Source organism: Sphingomonas sorbitolis (genome assembly GCF_036663875.1).
In the GTDB taxonomy this organism is placed as follows: domain Bacteria; phylum Pseudomonadota; class Alphaproteobacteria; order Sphingomonadales; family Sphingomonadaceae; genus Sphingomonas.
Genome location: NZ_JAXOJS010000004.1, coordinates 385,453 through 399,906, shown reverse-complemented (window position 1 = coordinate 399,906; position 14,454 = coordinate 385,453). Strand labels below are relative to the sequence as shown.

General features: G+C 67.3%; 11 protein-coding genes. 3 read left to right on the top strand and 8 right to left on the bottom strand.

Translation table 11 applies throughout. The features are described 5' to 3' along the window. Positions 1-24 precede the first annotated feature (24 nt). From mprF to U1763_RS13995, 4 genes are all read right to left on the bottom strand, one after another. The gene (mprF, locus tag U1763_RS14010; RefSeq protein ID WP_332755671.1) at positions 25-2,592 is read right to left on the bottom strand and encodes a bifunctional lysylphosphatidylglycerol flippase/synthetase MprF; all 2,568 of its coding nucleotides are present in this window, start codon (positions 2,590-2,592) and stop codon (positions 25-27) included. Next, complete coding sequence (locus U1763_RS14005; protein WP_332755670.1) at positions 2,577-2,978, bottom strand: DUF2147 domain-containing protein; 402 nt, start codon at positions 2,976-2,978, stop codon at positions 2,577-2,579. The genes mprF and U1763_RS14005 overlap by 16 nt, the downstream gene beginning before the upstream one ends. Positions 2,979-2,988: 10 nt before the next feature. Beyond that, positions 2,989-3,756 carry an AcvB/VirJ family lysyl-phosphatidylglycerol hydrolase gene (locus U1763_RS14000; RefSeq protein WP_332755669.1) on the bottom strand — a complete coding sequence of 256 codons (768 nt, stop codon included), beginning with the start codon at positions 3,754-3,756 and terminating at the stop codon, positions 2,989-2,991. Between the two features lie 239 nt (positions 3,757-3,995). Continuing rightward, entirely contained in the window at positions 3,996-4,283 is a 288-nt protein-coding gene (locus tag U1763_RS13995) for a chorismate mutase (protein ID WP_132737208.1), read from the bottom strand. 110 nt (positions 4,284-4,393) lie between these two features. On the opposite strand from U1763_RS13995, the gene U1763_RS13990 reads away from it, so the two are divergent. Then, positions 4,394-5,422 carry a polyprenyl synthetase family protein gene (locus U1763_RS13990; protein ID WP_332755668.1) on the top strand — a complete coding sequence of 343 codons (1,029 nt, stop codon included), beginning with the start codon at positions 4,394-4,396 and terminating at the stop codon, positions 5,420-5,422. A gap of 145 nt (positions 5,423-5,567) precedes the next feature. Here U1763_RS13990 and U1763_RS13985 read toward each other — a convergent pair whose 3' ends face one another. From U1763_RS13985 to mutS, 3 genes are all read right to left on the bottom strand, one after another. Then, positions 5,568-6,011, bottom strand: a complete 444-nt coding sequence (locus tag U1763_RS13985; protein ID WP_332755667.1) for a hypothetical protein — start codon at positions 6,009-6,011, stop codon at positions 5,568-5,570. Positions 6,012-6,076: 65 nt separating this feature from the next. After that, positions 6,077-7,045 carry a cation diffusion facilitator family transporter gene (locus U1763_RS13980; protein WP_332755666.1) on the bottom strand — a complete coding sequence of 323 codons (969 nt, stop codon included), beginning with the start codon at positions 7,043-7,045 and terminating at the stop codon, positions 6,077-6,079. A 226-nt stretch (positions 7,046-7,271) separates the two neighbouring features. Beyond that, a complete protein-coding gene (gene mutS, locus U1763_RS13975; RefSeq protein ID WP_332755665.1) occupies positions 7,272-9,851 on the bottom strand; it encodes a DNA mismatch repair protein MutS in 2,580 nt (859 codons plus the stop codon). A 439-nt stretch (positions 9,852-10,290) separates the two neighbouring features. Here mutS and U1763_RS13970 point away from each other — a divergent pair, with 439 nt between their 5' ends. Beyond that, positions 10,291-12,546 (top strand): NADP-dependent malic enzyme, encoded by a 2,256-nt coding sequence (locus U1763_RS13970; protein WP_332755664.1) that lies wholly within the window; start codon positions 10,291-10,293, stop codon positions 12,544-12,546. A 156-nt stretch (positions 12,547-12,702) separates the two neighbouring features. Here U1763_RS13970 and U1763_RS13965 read toward each other — a convergent pair whose 3' ends face one another. Next, on the bottom strand, positions 12,703-13,491 hold the full coding sequence (locus U1763_RS13965; protein WP_332755663.1) for an SDR family NAD(P)-dependent oxidoreductase: 789 nt from the start codon (positions 13,489-13,491) through the stop codon (positions 12,703-12,705). A gap of 132 nt (positions 13,492-13,623) precedes the next feature. On the opposite strand from U1763_RS13965, the gene U1763_RS13960 reads away from it, so the two are divergent. Then, the gene (locus U1763_RS13960) at positions 13,624-14,451 is read left to right on the top strand and encodes an SDR family NAD(P)-dependent oxidoreductase (protein WP_332755662.1); all 828 of its coding nucleotides are present in this window, start codon (positions 13,624-13,626) and stop codon (positions 14,449-14,451) included. The last annotated feature ends 3 nt before the right edge of the window (positions 14,452-14,454 follow it).

Here is a 14,454-nt window from a genome sequence, read left to right as displayed (position 1 = left end):
CTCATTGGTGCGCCCTAGCAAGCCTTACCGGCTCACCAAAGCCTGCAAATCGATGAGGCCTCGCAGCAGCGACGTGCCGCCCGGCGACGCGATGTAGCGCGGCGTCCAGCTCGGGCGGAACTTCTCCTTGTACGCGCGCAGGCCTGCAAACCCGTAGAAGCGCTCGCCGTGGCGGAACAGGAACGCCGCCACCTTCGACCAGGTCGGTGACAGCCGCCGCGCCTCGATCCCCGACAGCGGCGCCATCCCGAGCGAGAAATGGCGATAGCCGTTCTCATGCCCCCACAGCATCAGCCGCGTGAACAGAAAGTCCATGCCGCCCTGTGGCATGTCCTTCGAATGGCGCATCAGATCGACCGACAGCTCCTGTTTGTTGGGCGTGCCCCAGACGTTGGCGAAGGCGACGACCTTGCCCTCGATCCGCACCACCGCGCAGTCGAACTTGGCCATATAGTCTGGCTCGAACCGGCCGACGCTGAAGCTTTTCTCGGCATGATCCTTGTCGGCCAGCCACCAGTCGGAGATCTGCTGCAACTCGGGGATGATCGCGGGCATCTCGGCAGCGGGGACGACCGCGAACTGCGCGCCCGCGCGTTCCGCGACCCGCGCCGCTTTGCGGACGCTGCGCATCTCGGGAGTCTCCAGCGTGAAGCCCTCGAGTTCGACGGTTGCCTCTTCGCCATATTTGACGAGCTTCAGCCCCATCTCGATCGCGATCGGCACGATCCTGAGGCCGATCTGGTAGAGCAGCAGCCGGCCCTGTGCGGCATCGGCGCGCGCGCGGATCGCCCAGAGCAGTTCTGACCACGCCTCGCTTGGGCCGACAGGGTCACCAAGCACGATCCAGCTCGCGCCCTTGACCTGGTACATCAGGAACGCATCGCCGCTGTCCGATACCAGGAAGCGCTTGTCGCCGGTGAAGGCGAGCATCGCGTCGGTGCGGTCGGCGTGCGCGAGTGCTGCCTGAGCCACGTCGTCGGGCAGCGTGTCGTGGACGACCGGCACCGGCGCCGCCGCAAACATCCGCCAGATCGCCGCACCGATCAACAGGAGCCCGACCGCGAGACTGGTGCGCAGGAACCGCGACGCATTGGCATTGGTCTCGAATTGCCACCACAGGTCGCTCGAATAGCCGACCCGGCGGTACGCGAAGAACCCGATCAGCACCGACAGACCGATCGCCGCGCCGACGCCGACCAGCCATTCGGGCGACAGCGGCTCGGCGGTCAGTCGCGTTCGCCGATAAAAGGCCGCGCGCGTCCATTGCAGCGCGACGGCGGTGAGCAGCAGGATCGTCGCCTCCTCATAATCGAGGCCCTTGGCGATCGATAGCAGCGTGCCCGCGACGAGCAGGGTGCGCGCCGCCCAGAACGCGCCGTCGAGCCGCCGGTACAGCCCAAGCGCAACGAACAGCAGCATCACCCCGACAAGGCTGGCAGCAACGTGCGCCATCTCGCTGATCGGCAGCGGCAGGATCGTCGCCAGCGTGTCCATCCGGCCGGGCGCGGCGGGCAGCGCACCCGACACGAGCAGCATCGCCCCGCTCAGGAACACCAGCACGCCGAGCAGCAGCGGCGCGAGCGGTAGTGCGATCGTCAGCGGATCGGTGCCGCGACCCTTGCCGCGATCCCGATTGCGCCATTGCCGCCCCTCGTGAAACGCCATCAGCATCGCCGCCAGGATCAGCGGCGCGACATAATAGATGATCCGGTAGGCAAGCAGCGCGGCGAGAACCGTGGCGTTGTCCTGCGGCATCGTCGCGATAATCACCGCCTCGAACACGCCGAGCCCGCCGGGGACATGGCTGATCAACGCGACGACGATCGCGACGGCATAGCCGAGAAACAGCACTGGATAGAGGTCTGGCGATGCGTTTGGCAGCAGCACGAACAACGCCGCGCTCGCCGCCGCGAGGTCGACGGTGGACACCAGCAGGAGGGCGATCGCCTGTCGCCAGTTCGGCAAGGGCAGCCGCCAGCCGAACAGTCCGAGTGCGCCGCCATGCCGATACCGCAGAACGATCCCCAGCATCGCCAGCGGGATCGCGATCCCGATCGTCCGCTCAAGCAGCGGTGGCATCGTCCAGTGGACGATCGGCAGCATCCCCGGATGGATCGCCATCGACAGGCTCGCAACGGCGATCACTCCTGCCCAGAAGGTGACCCCTGCAATCAGCACGACCCGCGCCACCGCCGCCTCGTCGAGACCGGCGCGGCTATAGACGCGATAGCGCGCGGAGCCCCCGGTCAGCATCGCCAGACCGAGATTGTGGCTGATCGTGTAGCTGGTGAACGAGGCGACCGCCGCGGTCCGCCATCGCAAGGGGTGGCCGATCACCTTCAGTGCGATGGTGTCGTAGAAGGTGAGCGCGATATAGCTGACGACGGTCAGCGCGATCGACGCGGACAATTCGGGCCAGCCGAGCGCCGCGAAGGCCGCGCGCACCTCCGATAGACGGATCTCCGCGGTCAGCTTGTGGATCGCGGCGAACCCCAGCACGGCGACGACCAGCACCGCAAGCGCGATCAGCGTGCCGCGACGATGCGCGATCCAGTCGCGGATACCGGTCATGTGCGTCAACCGCGGTGCCACGTCTGTGTCTTGCAGAAGAAGCCGCCGATCAGACAGCCCTTCACCGTGATCGTGTTCGTGTCGACCAGCTTCAGCGTCGATCCGAACGTGCGTCCCATGTCGGGGACGAAAATCTGCCCCGACCATGTGTCGCGTCCACTGGGGCGATACTCGCGGAGCAAGGCAGTCCCGATCAGTTTCGGCGTGCCACCGTCGCGGGCATCGGCCTGCGCCTCGTCATTGGCGCGGACGACCCAGCCGCAGAGTTTGTCGCCACACGCGCCCGTCTTCACGGCCACGCTGTTCTTCGGATTGTGCCAGACTCCCTCGACTGCAGACGCGGGAGCGGCAGACGGGGGAGCGGGGCTTCCCGCGATCATCGCGAGCGCCAACAGTGCAGCAACCATCAATCGATCCTCAAGCTGCGGAGACGAACCGCCATATCACGTCGTAGAGCGCATCGGCGTCGCGGTGAAGCGGATGCCCACCGGGCAGCGCGACGCGTCTTGCATTGGCCTGCGTTAACAGCGGGCAAAGACTATTCGTCTCAACGATGCCCTGGACGCACAGCAGAGGGGCCCAGGTGAGGTGGCGCGCGGTGGGCAGCGCCGGCGTGGTCGGCGTCCAGAGATCGAACACCTCGCTCGGCGAGGCGCGGAACTGGACGTTGTCCTCGGGCACGATCAGCGCGACGCGGGCGATTTTCGCGCGCAATGGCTGAGGAAGTCCGACCAGCCCGACATGGAGCATGTCTGCGCCGAACGACTGGCCGATCAGGATGACCTGGTCGGTATGGCCGAGCCGCAACGCGCGCTGTTCGGCACGCGCGATCAGCGTGGTGATGTCCGCGGGCGTCCGGGTTTTGCGTAGATAGGTCAGCGTGTTGACCGCGACCACCGGCACGCCGTCTGCGGCCAGCCGCCGCGCGATCTCCGGCGCCATGCCGATCTTCAGCCCGAGGTCGCCACTCAGCAACACGACCGCATAGCGGCGCTGGGGTTTGGAAGGCGCGATGTCGGTAAACACAGGTCCACCGAAATAGCCGAGCCAGGCCATGAAGCCGACTGCGGCGACACCGAATACGGCAAAAGCGAGCAAGGATCGGCGAAACCACATCATTTGCAACCGATTGCGCCCGACCGGATGATCGGCACGTGGAGCAGACATGACGTTTTCGTCACGCATTTTGGCCGTATCGCACTTTGTCCGGGCGCCGAAAATGCCTGTTTGAGAAGCTCCACCCGGCGAAGGCCGGGGCCCAATTGGCAAGGTGGTCGTAACGGCGCGCCGCGCCTCGTCATTGCCGTCCCCCAATTGGGCCCCGGCCTTCGCCGGGGTGGTAGGTTTCGGTGGAGCGTGAATTTCGCCGACGCGGTAGTTTGAAGGCGAGGCATTTCGACACGTTTTGGTCGTTGTCTCCCGCCTCACCCCGGATCGTGCGCGAGGCGCTCGTGATGGCGGATCACCTCGTCGATGATGAAGCGCAGGAATTTTTCCGAGAATTCGGGATCGAGTTGCGCGTCGGTCGCCAACTGCCGCAGCCGGGCGATCTGGCGTTCCTCGCGACCCGGATCGGCGGGCGGCAGGCCGTGCGTCGCCTTGTGGCGGCCGACCGCCTGCGTCACCTTGAAGCGCTCGGCGAGCATGTGGATCAGCGCCGCGTCGATATTGTCGATGCTCTGGCGGTATCCGTTCAGCAGTTCGTCAGCCACGCGAAGCACCCTTTCATTGGTTCGCCGCGCCTTTTGCGGGCGGGGACGACGAACGGCAAGGGGCACCAAGGGTTGCTTTGCCGGGGCATAGGCGGCAGAGGCTCGGGAAGATGAGCGCCACCGTCCACCGCCTCGAAACCGTACGTCCCAATCCCGAGTCCCAGCCGTCGCTGGACCCGATGGTCAAGCTCGTCTCGGGCGATATGGACCAGGTGAACGCGGTGATCCGCGGCCGGATGGAGTCCGAGATTCCGCTGATCCCCGAACTCGCCGGTCACCTGATCGCGGGCGGCGGCAAGCGGATGCGGCCGATGCTGACGCTCGCGAGCGCGCAATTGATCGATTATGCGGGGACGCAGCATCACCTGCTCGCCGCCGCGGTCGAGTTCATCCACACCGCGACCCTGCTCCACGACGATGTCGTCGACGGCTCGGACCTGCGCCGTGGCAAGCGCACCGCCAACATCATCTGGGGCAACCCCGCCAGCGTGCTGGTCGGCGATTTCCTGTTCAGCCGCAGCTTCGAACTGATGGTCGAGGCGGGCAGCCTCAAGGCGTTGAAGATCCTCTCGTCGACCAGCGCGGTGATCGCCGAGGGCGAGGTCAACCAGCTGACCGCCGCCCGCCGCGTCGAACTCGGCGAAGAGCGGTATCTCGACATCATCGGCGCCAAGACCGCCGCGCTGTTCGCCGCCGCCTGCCGGATTTCCGCGGTCGTCGCCGAACGCCCCGAAGCTGAAGAGGCCGCGCTCGACGCCTATGGCCGCAACCTCGGTATCGCCTTCCAGCTGGTCGACGACGCGATCGATTACGTCTCGGACGCGGACACGATGGGCAAGGACGCGGGCGACGATTTCCGCGAGGGGAAAATGACGCTCCCGGTGATCCTGGCTTACGCGCGCGGCTCGGCCGAGGATCGCGCGTTTTGGAAGGACGCGGTCGAGGGCCGCCGCGACAGCGACACCGACCTCCAGCACGCGATCCGCCTGATCCGCTCGACCCGCGCGGTCGACGACACCTTTGCGAGAGCGCGGCATTATGGGCAACGCGCGATCGACTCGATCGCCGGTTTTGCGAACGGCGACGCCAAGGATGCGATGATCGAAGCCGTCGAGTTCGCGGTCGCCCGCGCCTACTAGACCCTTTCGTTCGCCCTGAGCGAAGTCGAAGGGTCTGACCAGAGCGCAGGTGCTTCGACTTCGCTCAGCACGAACGGCATATTTTGTAGATACAAAAACGGCGGCCGATCGCTCGGCCGCCGTTGTTTCTAGAACCGGTTAGGGCTCAGCGGCACTTCACGTTGCCGCGGTCGACCGAGCGGCCGAGCAGTGCGCCGCCACCGGCACCCGCCAGCGTGCCGAGCGTGCCGCCACCGATCAGGTTCGCCAGCGCGCCGCCGCCGAGTGCACCGATCACCAGACCGGTCGTGCCGTCGTTGCGCTTGCAATAGGCGCGGCCATCGCGACCACGATAGATCCGGTCGTTACGGCCGAGGCGGCGCTCGCGGTACTTGCCGTCCTGGTAGCTGCGCGACGGATCCCAGTTACGGTCGTCACCACGCCAGTTGCGATCGCCACCGCGACGGTCGTCACCACGTCGGTCGTCACGGTCGCGACGGTCGTTGTTGTCACGGCGGTCATCGTACCGCTGGGCGGTCGCGGCGGTCGGCAGCATCGCCGGCGCTGCGACGGCGACCGACATCAACGCTGCTATAAGATGCTTCTTCATGAGATACTCTCCTGATCTGTGTCAGGGTAACCCGCACCGCACCGGAAAAGTTCAAACCGCCAGATTCAGACGGTCGCCGCGTCCGCCATCGAGCAATCATGGCCGCTGCCCGTCTCGACCTGCAACGTCGCATGGCCGATCCCGAATGTGTCGTGGAGCATCGTCCGCGCATCGCTGAGGAACTGATCGCCCGGATGACCACCCGGCATGACCAGATGCGCGGTGAGGACGGGTTCGGTGGTGCTCATCGGCCAGATGTGGAGATCGTGGATCTCTGTGACGCCGGGCAGGCCGCACAGAGCCTCGTCGACGTGATCGAACTCGATCCCGCGGGGGACGGCGGACAGCGACATCTCGACGGTCTCGCGGAGCAGGCCCCAGGTCTGCCAGAAAATGAGGATCGCGATGACGATGCTGACCGCCGGATCGATCCAGGTGAAGCCGGTACGCCAGATCACGATACCCGCGATCACCACGCCCGCCGAGACCAGCGCGTCGGCGGCCATGTGGAGGTACGCGCCGCGGATGTTGACGTCGCCTTTGCGCCCGCGTGCGAACATCCAGGCGGTGATCGCGTTGACCGCGATGCCGACGCCGGCGACCATCGAGACGGTGAGGCCCGCGGTCGGGGCGGGATCGGAGAAGCGTTGCGACGCCTCCAGCACGATCGCGCCGAGTGCGACCAGCAACAGCAGCGCGTTGGTCAGCGCGGCGAGGATCGTCGAGCCCTTCAGCCCGTAGGTGAAGCGCTTGGTCGGTGCCGTGCGCGCGAGCATCGTCCCGCCCCAGGCGACGACGAGGCCGAGCACGTCGGAGAGATTATGGCCCGCGTCGGCGAGCAGCGCGACCGAGTCGATCCGCAGGCCGACGATCGCCTCGACCGCGACGAACACGATGTTGAGCCCGATCCCGATCGCGAAAGCGCGGTCGAACGAGGCGGGGGCGTGGCTGTGGCCGCCGTGGGAGTGGCCTCCGGCGTGGCCCGCGTGCGCGTGGCCATGGTCATGAGAATGCCCGTGATGATGTCCGCCCAAGGCCCGCGCTCCGCTAAATCCGGCCGCCGCCTAGCATCGACGTATCGTGAGATACTAGGACGCGCGCATTCTTAGTCGGTTGCGCCCTGTCCCCTCCCACTCCGTCACCCCGGCGGAGGCCGGGGCCCACCGTACCGCATACTCACCTGTTTCGGATGTGCGGAACAGTGGATGCCGGAACGAGGCTCCCGTGAGCGAAGCCGAAGGGCCCGGCACGGGGAAAGGATCACCCCTCGTTCGCGAGGGCCTTCAACCGATACAGCGCGTCCAGCGCATCGCGCGGACTCATCGCGTCGATATCGAGTTTCGCCAGATCCTCGCGCAGCACGTCGCACGCAGCCTCCTCGACATGCGCCGCGGCGGCGAACAACGGCAGGTCGTCCAGCCCCGCCGCGAGCCCCCCCGTCTTCGCACGCCCAGCCTCGAGCTTCGCCAGCACCGCCTTCGCACGCGCCACCGTAACCGGCGACATCCCCGCCAACCGCGCGACGGCCAGTCCGTAACTACGATCCGCCGGGCCGTCGGCGAGTTCGTGGAGCAGCACCAGCTCGCCCTTCCACTCGCGCGCGCGGACGTGGTGCAGTGACAGCGCCTCGCAGCGTTCCGCCAACCGCGTCAGCTCGTGGTAATGCGTCGCGAACAGACACCTGCACCGGTTGTCCTCGTGGATCGCCTCGACCACCGCCCACGCGATCGCGAGGCCGTCATAGGTCGACGTGCCGCGCCCGACCTCGTCGAGGATCACGAACGAGCGCGGCGTCGCCTGCGCGAGGATCGCCGCGGTCTCGACCATCTCGACCATGAACGTCGAGCGCCCGCGCGCGAGGTTGTCCGACGCGCCGACGCGGCTGAACAGGCGGTCGACCAGCCCCAGGGTGGCCTTGGTCGCGGGCACGTACGACCCGGCCTGCGCGAGGACCGCGATCAGCGCGTTCTGGCGGAGGAAGGTCGATTTACCGCCCATGTTCGGGCCGGTGACGAGCCACAGTCGCGAGGCCTCCGACAGGTTACAGTCGTTGGCGACGAACCGGTCGCCCGACTTCGCGACAGCCGCCTCGACCACCGGATGCCGTCCGCCCTCGATCTCGAAGCATGCGTGATCGACCAGCGAAGGCCGCGCCCAGGCGCCTTCTGCGGCGCGCTCCGCCAACCCGGCCGCGACGTCGAGCCGCGCGAGCGCATCGGCGGTTGCCGCAATCGCCTCGCGACCGGCGAGGGCTTGTGCGGTGAGTTCCTCGAGATGCGCCGCCTCCGCCGCCAGCGCATGCGCGCCGGCCTGCGACACTTTCGCCGCGACTTCGTGCAGGGCAGGGGTGTTGAACCGCACGACGCCCGCGAGCGTCTGGCGATGCGTGAAGCCGCTCTCGGGTTTCATCAGCGGATCCGCTGCCCGCGCGGGAACCTCGACATGATAGCCGAGCACGCCGTTGTGGCGGATCTTCAGCGCGGTGACGCCGGTCGCGGTGCGGAACTCCGCCTCCAGCGCGGCGATCGCGCGCCGCCCACCAGCGCCTGCATCGCGCAGGTCGTCGAGTGCGGCGTCATAGCCTGCCGCGATATACCCGCCGTCCGACGCCTCGATCGGTGGCGACGGCACCAGCGCGCGCTTGAGCAGGTCGATCAGCGCGCCGTGCCCGCGCAATCTCGGCGCGATGTCCCGGAGCAGCACCGGCGGATCGACGATCGCGTCCATCCGCTCGCCGAGGCTCCAGGCGCCGTCCAGCCCGTCGCGCAACTGCCCGAGATCGCGTGGGCCGCCACGCCCTGCCGCCAGCCGCCCGAGCGCGCGGCCGATGTCCGGCAGTGCGCGCAAGGTCGAGCGCAACCGCTCGCGCGCCGCCTGGTCGTCGTGGAACAGCCGCACCAAGTCGAGCCGCGCGTCGATCGCCGCCTTGTCCATCAATGGCGCACCGAGGTCCGCGCCGAGCAACCGCGCGCCGGCGCCCGTGACGGTCCGGTCGACCGCGTCGAGCAGGCTGCCTTTGCGCACGCCGCCGGTGGTGCAGGTCAGCTCCAAGCTCTCGCGAGTGGCGGCGTCGATCGCCATCGTCTCCGCCGCGCGCCCGATCCGCGGGGGGCGGAGGAAGGGCATCGTGCCCTTCGCGTTGTGCTCCAGATACGCAACCAGCCCGCCCGCTGCGGCGAGCCCCGCGCGTCCGAACTGCCCGAACCCGTCGAGCGTCGCCACGCCGTACAGTCGCTTCAGCCGAGCCTCGCCCGCGCCGCTGTCGAAGTCGATCTTCGGGCGCAACGTGGTAGCGGCTTCCTCGAAAGCGCTCGCCTCCGATGCCACGACTTCGGCCGCGCCGAGCCGCGCGAGTTCCGCCTCGACCGCATCCCCTGCAACCTCGACGATCTCGAACCGCCCGGTCGACACGTCCGCCGCGGCGATCGCCACCGATCCGCCAGCCTCGCCGATCGCCACGCACCAGTTATCCGAGCGCGCGTCGAGCAGCGCCTCCTCGGTCAGCGTCCCCGCGGTCACCACGCGGACGATCGCCCGCGCGACGAGCGCCTTCGATCCGCCGCGCGCCTTGGCTTCGGCCGGGCTCTCGACCTGCTCGGCGATCGCGACGCGGTGGCCCGCCTTGATCAGCCGTTGCAGATACACAGTCGCCGCATGCACCGGCACGCCGCACATCGGGATCGGCTTGCCCTCATGCTCGCCGCGCGCGGTCAGCGCGATATCGAGCACCCCCGCCGCGATCCGCGCATCGTCCATGAACAGTTCGAAAAAATCGCCCATCCGGTAGAACAGCAAGCAATCCTGCGCCTCCGCCTTCAGGCCGAGATACTGCGTCATCATGGGGGTAGGGGCGGGGCTCGACATCACGGTGCGGGTAGCGAAAAGCCGCGCCCCGTAAAACCCCTCTCCCCTTGGGGAGAGGGAGGGGCCCGCGCGAAGCGTAGGAGGGTGAGGGGGCGTGAGGCTCGGGCGCGCACCCCAACCACCCCTCATCCGGCGCAGGCGCGCCACCTTCTCCCCGAGGGGGAGAAGGCCGTTCCAATCGCAACCCCCTCTCGCTTTAACGGCACCACCCCGGCGGAGGCCGGGGCCCAGTTGGAAAGGCCGGAGTAACGACGGACCGCCCTTCGTTAAATCCGTCCTCCAACTGGGCCCCGGCCTTCGTCGGGGTGGTTCTGGTTGGCGGCGGCCACCCAATAGAGCGAAGTGTCCGGGGTGACGAACCGCGGCCACCTGCCTAGAAGGTCCTCCAAACCTAACGACCGCGCGAGGCCCGCCCATGTCCGACGAAACGCTGCAATTCTCCGAACGCGAAGCCTTGCTCTTTCATTCGGAAGGCCGCCCGGGGAAGATCGAGATCATCGCGTCGAAGCCGATGGCGACGCAGCGCGACCTCGCGCTCGCCTATTCGCCCGGCGTCGCGGTGCCCGTGCAGGCGATCTACGACGATCCCGCCACCGTCTACGACTATACCGCCAAGGGAAACCTCGTCGCGGTGATCTCGAACGGTACCGCGATCCTCGGGATGGGCAATCTCGGCCCGCTCGCCAGCAAGCCGGTGATGGAAGGCAAGGCGGTGCTGTTCAAGCGCTTCGCCGACGTCGACGCGATCGATATCGAGCTGAAGACCGAGGACGTGAACCGCTTCATCGACGCGGTCGAGCTGATGGAGCCGACGTTCGGCGGCATCAACCTCGAGGACATCAAGGCGCCCGAATGCTTCATCATCGAGCAGGCGCTGCGCGAACGCATGAACATCCCGGTTTTCCATGACGACCAGCACGGCACCGCGATCATCACCGCCGCCGGCCTGATCAACGCGTGTTTGCTGACCGGGCGGAAGCTCTCCGAGGTCAAGATCGTCGTCAACGGTGCCGGCGCCGCGGCGATCGCCTGCACCGAACTCGTGAAAGCGATGGGCGTGCGCGGCGACAACGTCATCCTCTGCGACCGCAAGGGCGTGATCTACCAGGGGCGCGAGGGCGTCGACCAGTGGAAGTCCGCGCACGCCGCGGTGACCGAGACTCGCACGCTGACCGAGGCGCTGGTCGGTGCCGACGTGTTCCTAGGGCTCTCCGCAGCGGGCTCGCTGACCCCGGAGATGGTCAAGGACATGGCCCCCGCGCCGATCATCTTCGCGATGGCCAACCCCGAGCCCGAGATCCGCCCCGAACTGGCGATGGCCGCGCGTCCCGATGCGATCGTCGCGACCGGCCGCTCGGATTATCCGAACCAGGTCAACAACGTGCTCGGCTTCCCGTTCATCTTCCGCGGTGCGCTTGATGTCCGCGCGACCGGTATCAACGACGCGATGAAGATCGCCGCCGCCAACGCGATCGCGGAGTTGGCGCGCGAACGCGTGCCGGAGGAAGTCGCGGCGGCATACGGCGTCAGCCACAGCTTCGGCCCGGCCTACATCATCCCCGCGCCGTTCGATCCGCGGTTGATGGAAGTCGTCCCCGTCGCGGTCGCGAAAGCCGCGATGGCCTCGGGCGTCGCGACCAAGCCGATCCTCGACATCGAAGCGTATCGCCATTCGCTCCGTGCACGCCTCAACCCGACCACGTCGGTGCTGTCGATGGCGTACGAAGGCGCGCGCGCGCATCCGAAGCGCGTGATCTTCGCGGAGGGCGAGGAGGAAGTCGTCCTGCGCGCCGCGATCGCGTTCAAGGAGGGCGGCTACGGCACGCCCGTCCTAGTCGGCCGCGACGACGTGCCCGACCGGCTGCGCGCGCTCGGCGTCACCGATCCGGAGAGCTTCGAACTCCACAACAGCCGCGTCTCGCCGCTCGTCCCCCGGATGGTCGACTTCCTGTATTCGCGGCTCCAGCGTCGCGGCTATCTGCGCCGCGATTGCGAACGGATGGTCAACCAGGACCGCAACATCTTCGGCGCGCTGCTGCTCCAGCTCGGCGAGGGCGACGCGATGATCACCGGCATCACGCGTACCTATGGCGAAACGATGCGCCAGATTTATCGCGTGATCGATCCGGCCGCGGGTAAGACGCCGTTCGGTATTCATCTGCTGGTCGGGCAGAGTCATACGGTGTTCATTGCCGACACGACGGTCAACGAGCGTCCGACCGCCGAGCAGCTGGCGGACTTCGCCGAGCAGACCGCGGCGGTCGCGCGGCGGATGGGGCATGAGCCTCGCGTGGCGTTCCTCAGCTATTCGAACTTCGGCAATCCGAAGGGTGAGTGGCTCGACAACATCCGCGATGCGGTGACGGTGCTGGATGGCCGGCAGGTTGGCTTCGAATACGAAGGCGAGATGGCGCCGGATGTGGCGCTGAACCCCAAGCAGCTGGCGAACTATCCGTTTGCGCGGCTTTCTGGCCCGGCGAATGTGCTGATCATGCCGGGGCTCCAGTCGGCGCATATCTCGGCGAAGTTGCTGCGCGAACTGGGCGGGGACTCGGTCATCGGCCCGATGTTGATCGGGATGGAGAAGCCGGTCCAGGTTGCACCGATGACATCGACAGCCAGCGAACTGGTTACCCTGGCAGTCCTCGCAGCCGGTGGTATCGCGCGATAAACTCCCTCGCCCCTACGGGGAGAGGGAAGGGGCCCGCGGCGCTTGCCGTGGGAAGGGAGAGGGGCGTGAGGCTCGGGACGGTTCATCCCAAAGCCCCTCTCCCTTCCGTCGCAAGCGCTCCTCCCTCCCTCTCCCCGGAGGGGCGAGGGAATCAGCTCAGGCGTCGATGCTTGTGCCGAGTGACGCGTGCACCAGGCCGCCGTCCACCGTGATCGTCTCCCCGATCACATAATCCCCCGCGCGGCTCGCCAGATAAATCGCCGCACCCGCCATATCCTCGTCCACCCCAACGCGCTTCGCCGGAATCCCCTGCGCCACCGCATCGCCGTGGTCCCGTGCCGCCTTGTTCATGTCGCTGGCAAACGCGCCCGGCGCGATCGAGGTCACGTTGATCGAATCCGTCACCAGCCGCGCCGCCATCCGCTTCGTCAGGTAGATCAGCGCCGACTTCGACGCATGATAGCTGTACGTCTCCCACGGGTTCAGCCGCTGGCCGTCGATCGAGGTGATGTTGATCACCTTCGCCGGCTTCGCGCGTGATCCCGACGCCTTCAACGCGGCATGCAGAGCCTGCGTCAGGAAAAACGGCGACTTCACGTTCAGGTCCATGACCTTGTCCCAGCCGACCTCCGAAAACTCCTCGAACGGCACGCCCCACGCCGCGCCCGCATTGTTGACGAGGATATCGAGCTTCGACTCATGTTCGGCGAACTGCGCGGCCAGCGCCTTGCACCCCGCCACCGTCGAGACATCCTGCGGCAACGCGATGCAGTTCGGCCCCAGTTCCGCCGCCGCCGCCTCGCAGACATCGGCTTTGCGCGACGAGATATACACCTTGGCCCCCTGCGCGATGAAGCCGGTGGCGATCATCTTGCCGATCCCGCGGCTGCCGCCGGTGATCAGCGCGACGCGGCCGTCGAGCCGGAACAGGTTGGTCGTATCCATCACGCATCCTCCGAATGTTTGGCCGCTTGGTATCGCCGAGCGGCGCCCGCCGCAAACCCGTTTTTCGAACGCGCCATCATTGACGAGTGCAGAAGCCATACTATGCTCGCAAAAAAGAGCAGGAGAGAGCGTGTGAGGTTTTCAGGCAAGCGTGCCGTCGTGACCGGCGGCGCGTCCGGCATCGGCCGGGCGACCGCACTCCGACTCGCCGACGAAGGCGCCACCGTCCTGATCGGCGACATCGACGAGACCGGCGGCCACGCGATCGCCGACGCATCCGGCGGCCGCATTCTCTTCCAGCGTACCGACGTGCTCCAGGCGGGCGATATCGAGGCGCTGATGCAGACCGCCGACGACGCGGGCGGACTCGACATCCTGTTCAACAACGCCGGCGCCGGCGGTTCGCGCGACCCGATCGGCGAGATCTCCCCCGAGGATTGGGACCGCACCCAGGCGCTCCTCCTCCGCTCGGTCGCGCTGGGCATCCGCTACGCAGCACCGCTCATGGCGAAACGCGGCGGCGGCGCGATCGTCAACACCTCGTCGGTATCCGCGCTCGGCACCGGCTACGCGCCGACCGCCTATTCCACCGCCAAGGCGGGCGTCCTCCACCTCACCAAACAGGCCGCCGCCGATCTCGCGCAACACAAGATCCGCGTGAACGCCGTCGTCCCCGGCTTCATCGTCACCAACATTTTCACGCGGGCACTCGAACTCGACGCCACCAAGACGTCGCAGGCGGACGCGATGATCGCGCACATCGCCGCCGACGCACAGCCGATCCGCCGCCCCGGCACCGGCGAGGACATCGCCGCCGCGGTCGCGTTCCTCGCCAGCGACGATGCGAGCTTCATCACCGGCACGCACATCCTGGTCGACGGGGGCATGACGATCGGCACGCGGCCAAGCTGGGACCCGGCGCAACCCTCGCTGTTCGCCATGCTCGACAAATTGAAATGACCG

Bases quoted from the DNA above. Each gene is read 5' to 3' on its own strand.
- mutS (WP_332755665.1), bottom strand. From the start codon at position 9,851: ATGATGACGCAGTATCTCGGCCTGAAGGCGGAGGCGCAGGATTGCTTG.
- U1763_RS14000 (WP_332755669.1), bottom strand. From the start codon at position 3,756: ATGCGTGACGAAAACGTCATGTCTGCTCCACGTGCCGATCATCCGGTC.
- U1763_RS13990 (WP_332755668.1), top strand. From the start codon at position 4,394: ATGAGCGCCACCGTCCACCGCCTCGAAACCGTACGTCCCAATCCCGAG.
- U1763_RS14005 (WP_332755670.1), bottom strand. From the start codon at position 2,978: ATGGTTGCTGCACTGTTGGCGCTCGCGATGATCGCGGGAAGCCCCGCT.
- U1763_RS13965 (WP_332755663.1), bottom strand. From the start codon at position 13,491: ATGGATACGACCAACCTGTTCCGGCTCGACGGCCGCGTCGCGCTGATC.
- U1763_RS13985 (WP_332755667.1), bottom strand. From the start codon at position 6,011: ATGAAGAAGCATCTTATAGCAGCGTTGATGTCGGTCGCCGTCGCAGCG.
- U1763_RS13970 (WP_332755664.1), top strand. From the start codon at position 10,291: ATGTCCGACGAAACGCTGCAATTCTCCGAACGCGAAGCCTTGCTCTTT.